Raw genomic sequence first — 6904 nt, 5'->3', positions numbered from 1 at the left:
AGCACCGCCGTAGGTTTTAGCCAGTACGGTGGTGATTGCAGCGGTCAGAGTAGTTTTACCGTGGTCAACGTGGCCGATAGTACCAACGTTAACGTGCGGTTTTGTACGTTCAAATTTTTCTTTAGACACGGCTATATTCCTTACTATAGTGCTCTCCCCTTCAGGAGAGAGCACGGGACTTTGGTATTAACCCTGAGGCTTATTTACCACGGGCTTCAATTACGGCCTGAGCAACGTTACTCGGCGCTTCATCATACTTCAGGAATTCCATAGTGTATGATGCGCGACCTTTGGTCAGAGAACGCAGCTGAGTTGCATATCCGAACATTTCAGACAGCGGTACTTCAGCGTGGATCTTAACGCCAGTAACTTCAGATTCCTGACCTTTGAGCATACCACGACGACGGCTCAAGTCACCGATAACGTCACCGGTGTTCTCTTCCGGAGTTTCTACTTCAACCTTCATGATCGGCTCAAGCAGAACTGGTTTCGCTTTCTTAAAGCCTTCTTTAAAGGCGATAGAAGCAGCCAGTTTAAACGCCAGTTCAGAGGAGTCAACGTCATGGTAAGAACCGAAGTGCAGACGAATACCCATGTCGACTACCGGGTAGCCTGCCAGCGGGCCTGCTTTCAGCTGTTCCTGGATACCTTTATCAACGGCCGGGATGTATTCGCCAGGGATTACACCACCTTTAATGTCGTTGATGAACTCGTAGCCTTTCGGGTTAGAACCCGGCTCCAGCGGGTACATGTCGATAACAACATGACCATACTGACCACGACCACCAGACTGTTTCGCGTGTTTACCTTCAACATCGGTAACTTTCTGGCGGATAGTTTCACGGTAAGCAACCTGCGGTTTACCTACGTTCGCTTCAACGTTGAATTCACGCTTCATACGGTCAACGATGATGTCGAGGTGCAGCTCACCCATACCCGCGATGATGGTCTGGTTAGATTCTTCGTCAGTCCATACACGGAAAGACGGGTCTTCTTTAGCCAGACGGCCCAGAGCCAGACCCATTTTTTCCTGGTCAGCTTTGGTTTTCGGTTCAACTGCGATGGAGATTACCGGCTCAGGGAATTCCATACGTTCCAGAATGATCGGCGCATCCGGGTCACACAGGGTGTCACCAGTAGTTACGTCTTTCAGACCGATTGCAGCAGCGATGTCGCCCGCGCGAACTTCTTTGATCTCTTCACGTTTGTTAGCGTGCATCTGAACGATACGACCGAAACGCTCACGTGCAGCTTTCACGGAGTTCAGTACGGTATCACCAGAGTTAACCACACCGGAGTACACACGGAAGAAGGTCAGGTTACCAACAAACGGGTCGGTAGCGATTTTGAACGCCAGTGCAGAGAACGGCTCGTCATCACTTGCGTGACGCTCAGCCGGAGTGTCTTTACCGTCGTCCAGGATACCGTTGATCGCAGGTACGTCAACCGGGGATGGCAGGTAATCAATTACCGCATCCAGCATCGCCTGAACACCTTTGTTCTTGAACGCGGAACCACAGGTTACCAGGATGATTTCGTTGTTCAGAACGCGCTGACGCAGAGCACCTTTGATTTCTGCTTCAGTCAGTTCTTCACCACCCAGGTATTTTTCCATCAGCTCTTCAGAAGCTTCAGCTGCGGATTCGATCAGGTTCTGGTGCCATTCGTTAGCCAGTTCAACCATGTCTGCCGGGATATCTTCGTATTCGAAGGTTACGCCCTGGTCAGCGTCGTTCCAGTTGATAGCTTTCATTTTCACCAGGTCAACAACACCGGTGAAATGTTCTTCAGCACCAATCGCCAGCTGCAGCGGAACCGGGTTCGCGCCCAGACGGGTTTTGATCTGGTTAACAACTTTCAGGAAGTTCGCACCCATGCGGTCCATTTTGTTAACGAACGCAATGCGCGGAACTTTATATTTGTTTGCCTGACGCCATACGGTTTCAGACTGCGGCTGAACACCACCAACTGCGCAGTAAACCATTACCGCACCATCGAGAACACGCATGGAACGTTCTACTTCGATTGTGAAGTCAACGTGCCCCGGGGTGTCGATGATGTTGATGCGATGCGGCTCATACTGCTTAGCCATACCAGACCAGAATGCAGTAGTCGCAGCGGAAGTGATGGTAATACCACGTTCCTGCTCCTGCTCCATCCAGTCCATGGTTGCAGCGCCGTCATGAACTTCACCGATTTTATGGTTTACACCGGTGTAGAACAGAATACGTTCGGTAGTAGTGGTTTTACCGGCGTCGATGTGCGCACTGATACCGATGTTACGGTAGCGTGCGATGGGTGTTGTACGAGCCATTTGTTTCCTCGTTTATCTTTTAGGCGTTCAATTTAAGTAGCCCAAAGCGGGCTGCTTACTGGAAGCGCCCGCCTGGTGACTAAAACTCCGAAGGGATTACCAACGGTAGTGTGCGAACGCCTTGTTGGCTTCGGCCATACGGTGAACGTCTTCACGTTTCTTAACTGCAGTACCTTTGTTTTCTGCAGCATCGGAAAGTTCGTTCGCCAGGCGCAGAGCCATGGATTTATCACCGCGTTTACGAGCAGCTTCAACGATCCAACGCATTGCCAGAGCATTACGACGAACCGGACGGACTTCAACTGGTACCTGATAAGTAGAACCACCAACGCGGCGAGACTTAACTTCGACAGTCGGGCGCACGTTTTCGAGAGCTACTTCGAATGCTTCCAGTTCAGATTTACCAGAACGCTGAGCCAGGGTCTCCAGCGCGCTGTATACGATAGATTCGGCAGTAGATTTTTTACCATCTACCATCAGGATATTTACAAATTTAGCCAGCAGTTCTGATCCGAACTTCGGATCCGGCAGAATTTTACGCTGACCAATGACGCGACGACGTGGCATGGAAATACTCCGTTGTTAATTCAGGATTGTCCAAAACTCTACGAGTTTAGTTTGACATTTAAGTTAAAACGTTTGGCCTTACTTAACGGAGAACCATTAAGCCTTAGGACGCTTCACGCCATACTTGGAACGAGCCTGCTTACGGTCTTTAACGCCGGAGCAGTCAAGCGCACCACGTACGGTGTGGTAACGAACACCCGGGAGGTCTTTAACACGACCGCCACGGATCAGGATCACGGAGTGCTCCTGCAGGTTGTGACCTTCACCACCGATGTAGGAAGTCACTTCGAAACCGTTAGTCAGACGAACACGGCATACTTTACGCAGTGCGGAGTTCGGTTTTTTAGGAGTGGTAGTATATACACGAGTACATACGCCACGTTTTTGCGGGCATGCTTCCAGCGCAGGCACGTTGCTTTTCGCAACTTTGCGAGCACGTGGTTTGCGTACCAGCTGGTTAACTGTTGCCATTAAATAGCTCCTGGTTTTAGCTTTTGCTTCGTAAACACGTAATAAAACGTCCTCACACAATATGAGGACGCCGAATTTTAGGGCGATGCCGAAAAGGTGTCAAGAAATATACAACGTTCCCACCGTTACCAGGCGACCTGGCTGGTGTGCTTAACCGTAAGTCTGACGAAATCAGTATAGTCAATGGGAGTGATATCGTTCGAAATTCGACCAACCAAACCACGAGCGATGAGGTCTTCGTTCAGGGCATAGACCTTAATGGGGGCATTACGCAAACTTTCAAGGTAGCGGTTACCATCAGCTGCGGCAGTTACGCCATCCTGCAATAACAGCAGTTCATCCCCCTCGCTGAGCAGACGCAGCAGCGCAGGAAAATCCGTCAGCCAGGGTGAGCGATGTAATGTATGCAGCATGTAAGCCTCAAAATCTCAAAATAACATCGTAGTTGCCGAGTTCCTGACGTAATGCTTCTGCTTCGAGCGGAGTGACGTCGACAACAAAGGGTGTCTGCGGATCTAACCCACGTTCACGTAGTGAAGCCGCACAAACCCAGCACTGTTCAATATCATACAGCCCCAGCAGTTTAAAGGTTGCGATATAATCACGCGCCAGCACCGCATCGGGCTTTTGCCCAGGCAGAAGCTGAAAAACGCCATCGGCAATAAAGAAGACGGCGAGCTCGTCAGTTAATGCGGAAGTCGCCAATAAAGCATCTAATCCTTCACGGCCAGCAGCTGTACCATGAGGTGCAGTAGAAAAAACAAACGCAATTCGTTTCATCAGAACTGTACCACCCTGTCGCAAGTCAGCGAGGCTTCAGCCAGAGCGCCAAGACCACTTAAGGTAAAGCCCGGCTGGAGATTTACAGATGCCAGACCGAGTCTTCCAGCTTCAGTTTCATCGACGATACCGCGACGTAATGCTGCCGCCACGCAAATGTTCAGCGCCACACCATGTTGTGTATTCAGTTGTTGCCAGCCACGCACAAGGTCAAATTCATCGCTTGCCGGTGAGGTCAATTGGTTAGCGTTATAGACCCCTTCACGATAGAAAAAGACGCTGCTTAACTCATGGCCTTCTGCTATCAGCGCCTGCGCAAACTGAAAAGCACTACTCGCCTGTTGCGTACCGTATGCTGGCCCGGTTACCACGATGGCAAAACGCATTACTTCTCTTGCCCCTGGAAATCACCGCTCTTGAACTGACGGATATAGAGATAAACAGTGTGCTTGGAGATGTTCAGACGATCTGCAACCTGGTTGATCGCGTCTTTAATATCGAAGATCCCTTTCTCGTAGAGATTCAGCACGATCTGACGATTTTTGGCGTTATTGGCAACATTGCGATCGGCATTCACTTCTTCGATGGTGAACTCCAGCGTTTGGGTAACCAGATCTTCGACAGAAGACGCAAAGTTGACGCTTGAACCGACATCCGGGGTTTCTGGCGGCACAAAGGTACTCATGATCTGCGAGAAGGGAACATCAAGATTCATATTGATGCACAGCAGACCAATTACACGCTGTTCGCGGTTACGAATGGCGATAGTCAGGGACTTCATTAATACACCGCTTTTGGCGCGAGTAAAATAGCATTTAGAAACGCTGCTATCCGCCCCCGTCATATCGTGCAGCATACGCAGCGCCAGATCGGTAATCGGCGAACCAATCTTCCGGCCTGTATGTTCACCGTTGGCAATACGAATGGCTGAACATTTCAAATCCTGCAAAGAGTGCAAAACGATTTCACAGTGGGAGCCAATGAGCATCGCTAACCCGTCCACCACAGCTTCGTAGGATTTCAGAATATCAAAATCGGTCTGGTCGAAAGGACGTTGATCCAGTAAATCCAACTCACTGGTTTCATTGGTTAAAAGCGACCTGGACATGAAAAAAAACACTCCTTTTCAGGAGCCTGTCGTTAACTTTTCAGGGCAGGCTCATTAATGATGCGGGTAACTAAATTAATACAGCGGAGGTTCCGCTTTCCAGCACTAATTATATCCGGCCTGTAATAAAAAAAACCGCCGCCTGGTCAGGCGGCGGTTCTTAATGCTTATTTTTTAGCAGAATCTGCGGCTTTCGCATCGGCTTCTGGCTTCGCATCAGCCTTCGGCGCTGGTTTCACATCCAGCAACTCTACGTCAAATACCAGAGTAGAGTTTGGTGGGATCCCCGGAACACCCGCTTTACCGTAAGCCAACTCTGGTGGAATAACCAATTTGATCTTGCCACCTTTCTTGATGTTCTTCAGGCCTTCGGTCCAGCCTGGGATAACGCCGTCCAGACGGAAAGAGAGCGGTTCACCACGGGTGTAAGAGTTATCGAACTCTTTACCGTCGATCAGCGTACCCTTGTAGTTCACAACAACAGTATCGCTGTCTTTCGGTGCTTCGCCTTTACCGGCTTCTACTACCTGATAAACCAGGCCAGTCGAAGAGGTTTTCACACCTTTCTCTTTAGCAAATTTCTCGCGGTACTCTTTGCCTTTAGCTTCGTTATCAGCCGCGTCTTTTTCCATCTTCGCCTGAGCAGAAGACTTCACGCGAGCTTCGAATGCTTGCAGAGTCTGTTCGATCTCTTGATCGGAAAGTTTGCTCTTATCGGCAAACGCATCCTGGACACCGGCGATCAGCTGATCTTTATCCAGCTTAATGCCCAACTTTTCTTGTTCTTGCAGAGAATTTTCCATGTAACGACCCAGCGAAGCACCCAGTGCGTAAGCTGATTTCTGATCGTCATTTTTGAACGCTGCTTTGCTGTCAGCAGTTGTGGCAGGTTTCGCCGCTTCGGCAGCAAAAGTAATTGGTGTATGCAGGGCAACGGCCATTGTGGTCGCCAGCAGCGTTACTTTAAACAGTGATTTCATCCATATCTCCAGGCTCGGGGCATCTCACCCCTGGGTTAACTATTATCAGAAGGGTACTATAAAGCGTTGTCGGATAAATCTACATACAGACACGCCCTATTATCATCTATTTTCAGACTCTTTTTGTTTAAATTAGTTTCGATGTCGCGAAATGAGTGCTGTCTCTGGCAGCAAAGTTAAGTAGAATCCGCAGCGATCATTCGACCAAAGAGGTGAACCATGCAGGATTTATCGATGGAAGCACGCCTGGCAGAGCTGGAGAGCCGACTGGCTTTTCAGGAAATCACCATTGAAGAACTGAACGTCACGGTGACCGCTCATGAAATGGAGATGGCAAAACTGCGCGATCATCTGCGTCTGCTTACTGAGAAGTTAAAAGCCAGCCAGCCGTCGAACATCGCGTCGCAGGCTGAAGAAACGCCACCGCCACATTACTGAGGCGAAAAAAAAGCGGGTAATTCCCGCTTTTTTGATACCGTTACGGTATTAGTGGCAACCGCAACCGCCGTTACCTTTACCACCACAGCAGCCTTCGCCACCGTGTTCATGACCGTGATCGTGACCGCCGCAGCAACCGTCGTGATCGTGGTGATGATCGTGCGCGCCATGAACGTGACCATGAGCCAGTTCTTCTTCAGTCGCTTCGCGAATCGCCACAACTTCAACGTTGAATTTCAGGTTCTG

At 49.8% G+C, this 6904-nt stretch carries 10 protein-coding genes and 1 pseudogene; 1 reads left to right on the top strand and 10 read right to left on the bottom strand.

The genetic code is table 11. The annotated features are described in order from the left end of the window. The 9 genes from EQY_RS24705 to fkpA form a co-directional block, all read right to left on the bottom strand. The coding region (locus tag EQY_RS24705) for a GTP-binding protein (protein WP_000031651.1) at nt 1–129 on the bottom strand (129 nt) is incomplete at its 3' end. Between the two features lie 70 nt (nt 130–199). Further along, nucleotides 200–2314 (bottom strand): elongation factor G, encoded by a 2115-nt coding sequence (gene fusA, locus EQY_RS0113960; protein WP_000124700.1) that lies wholly within the window; start codon nt 2312–2314, stop codon nt 200–202. Between the two features lie 96 nt (nt 2315–2410). Next, on the bottom strand, nt 2411–2881 hold the full coding sequence (gene rpsG / locus EQY_RS0113955; protein WP_001138043.1) for a 30S ribosomal protein S7: 471 nt from the start codon (nt 2879–2881) through the stop codon (nt 2411–2413). 96 nt (nt 2882–2977) lie between these two features. Further along, a complete protein-coding gene (gene rpsL, locus EQY_RS0113950) occupies nt 2978–3352 on the bottom strand; it encodes a 30S ribosomal protein S12 (RefSeq protein ID WP_000246815.1) in 375 nt (124 codons plus the stop codon). A gap of 125 nt (nt 3353–3477) precedes the next feature. Beyond that, a complete protein-coding gene (gene tusB, locus EQY_RS0113945; protein WP_000903390.1) occupies nt 3478–3765 on the bottom strand; it encodes a sulfurtransferase complex subunit TusB in 288 nt (95 codons plus the stop codon). A 7-nt stretch (nt 3766–3772) separates the two neighbouring features. Continuing rightward, nucleotides 3773–4132 carry a sulfurtransferase complex subunit TusC gene (gene tusC / locus EQY_RS0113940; RefSeq protein WP_000820725.1) on the bottom strand — a complete coding sequence of 120 codons (360 nt, stop codon included), beginning with the start codon at nt 4130–4132 and terminating at the stop codon, nt 3773–3775. Beyond that, nucleotides 4132–4518 (bottom strand): sulfurtransferase complex subunit TusD, encoded by a 387-nt coding sequence (tusD, locus tag EQY_RS0113935; RefSeq protein WP_001209695.1) that lies wholly within the window; start codon nt 4516–4518, stop codon nt 4132–4134. Before tusD ends, tusC begins: the two co-directional genes overlap by 1 nt. Further along, complete coding sequence (locus tag EQY_RS0113930; RefSeq protein WP_010348315.1) at nt 4518–5240, bottom strand: helix-turn-helix transcriptional regulator; 723 nt, start codon at nt 5238–5240, stop codon at nt 4518–4520. Before EQY_RS0113930 ends, tusD begins: the two co-directional genes overlap by 1 nt. Before the next feature lie 167 nt (nt 5241–5407). Beyond that, a complete protein-coding gene (fkpA, locus tag EQY_RS0113925; RefSeq protein ID WP_000838278.1) occupies nt 5408–6220 on the bottom strand; it encodes an FKBP-type peptidyl-prolyl cis-trans isomerase in 813 nt (270 codons plus the stop codon). A gap of 219 nt (nt 6221–6439) precedes the next feature. Here fkpA and EQY_RS0113920 point away from each other — a divergent pair, with 219 nt between their 5' ends. Continuing rightward, complete coding sequence (locus EQY_RS0113920; RefSeq protein ID WP_001153620.1) at nt 6440–6658, top strand: protein SlyX; 219 nt, start codon at nt 6440–6442, stop codon at nt 6656–6658. A gap of 48 nt (nt 6659–6706) precedes the next feature. On the opposite strand, the pseudogene EQY_RS0113915 reads toward EQY_RS0113920, so the two are convergent. Beyond that, a pseudogene (locus EQY_RS0113915) lies at nt 6707–6904 on the bottom strand (peptidylprolyl isomerase); the annotation flags it as partial.

The sequence above is a fragment of the Escherichia sp. TW14182 genome, assembly GCF_000208525.1.
GTDB classification, from domain to species: Bacteria; Pseudomonadota; Gammaproteobacteria; order Enterobacterales; family Enterobacteriaceae; genus Escherichia; species Escherichia ruysiae.
The sequence above is the reverse complement of the archived record's forward strand: the minus strand, read 5'-3'. Positions and strand labels throughout refer to the sequence as shown.

Coding starts and splice junctions, on each gene's coding strand:
- fusA (WP_000124700.1), bottom strand. CDS start 2,314: ATGGCTCGTACAACACCCATCGCACGCTACCGTAACATCGGTATCAGT.
- rpsG (WP_001138043.1), bottom strand. CDS start 2,881: ATGCCACGTCGTCGCGTCATTGGTCAGCGTAAAATTCTGCCGGATCCG.
- rpsL (WP_000246815.1), bottom strand. CDS start 3,352: ATGGCAACAGTTAACCAGCTGGTACGCAAACCACGTGCTCGCAAAGTT.
- tusB (WP_000903390.1), bottom strand. CDS start 3,765: ATGCTGCATACATTACATCGCTCACCCTGGCTGACGGATTTTCCTGCG.
- tusC (WP_000820725.1), bottom strand. CDS start 4,132: ATGAAACGAATTGCGTTTGTTTTTTCTACTGCACCTCATGGTACAGCT.
- tusD (WP_001209695.1), bottom strand. CDS start 4,518: ATGCGTTTTGCCATCGTGGTAACCGGGCCAGCATACGGTACGCAACAG.
- EQY_RS0113930 (WP_010348315.1), bottom strand. CDS start 5,240: ATGTCCAGGTCGCTTTTAACCAATGAAACCAGTGAGTTGGATTTACTG.
- fkpA (WP_000838278.1), bottom strand. CDS start 6,220: ATGAAATCACTGTTTAAAGTAACGCTGCTGGCGACCACAATGGCCGTT.
- EQY_RS0113920 (WP_001153620.1), top strand. CDS start 6,440: ATGCAGGATTTATCGATGGAAGCACGCCTGGCAGAGCTGGAGAGCCGA.